This is a genomic window from Halorubrum sp. Atlit-26R, assembly GCF_003666015.1.
Taxonomy (GTDB): Archaea; Halobacteriota; Halobacteria; order Halobacteriales; family Haloferacaceae; genus Halorubrum.
The window spans coordinates 1-511 of the sequence record NZ_QPLT01000400.1 but is presented as its reverse complement, the minus strand read 5'-3'; the positions used below and the strand labels follow the sequence as shown (position 1 = coordinate 511).

The 511-nt window shown below is 71.8% G+C and carries 1 protein-coding gene; it reads right to left on the bottom strand.

Annotated features, from left to right (window positions below; genetic code table 11):
- The coding region (locus DVK07_RS21160) for an ammonium transporter (RefSeq protein ID WP_394338904.1) at window positions 1-511 on the bottom strand (511 nt) is incomplete at both ends.

Sequence of the window (511 nt, the reverse complement as noted above, 5' to 3'; positions counted from 1 at the left end):
CCGCCCGCGCCGATTGCGCCGGCGGCCATGCCGAGAGTCGTCACGAGGGCGACGCGGCCGACGTAGGCGAAGGAGCCGAGCGTGACCGCGCCGTCGGCGTACGCGAGGGGCGCGGCGGCGGTGCCGACGTTGAAGCCGTACCAGCCGAACGCGAGGATGAGCGTGCCGAGGACGGCGAACGTGATGGAGTGGCCGGGAATGACGTTCGCCGTGCCGCCGGGCTTGAAGCGGTTCATGCGCGGGCCGATAATCCACGCCGCGGTGAGGCCGGCGATACCGCCCATGCCGTGGACGATCATGCCGCCCGCGAAGTCGTGGAAGCCGAGGGCGTCGAGGAAGCCGCCGCCCCAGGTGAAGCCGACGACGACGGGGTAGATGACGCCCGCGATGAGGATGGTGTACGTGAGGTACGCCCGGAGCCGGGCGCGGCCCGCCACGGCACCGGAGACGATGGTGGCGGCGGTCATGGCGAAGACGGCTCCGAACAGCCAGTCAACCCACGCCGTCGTCG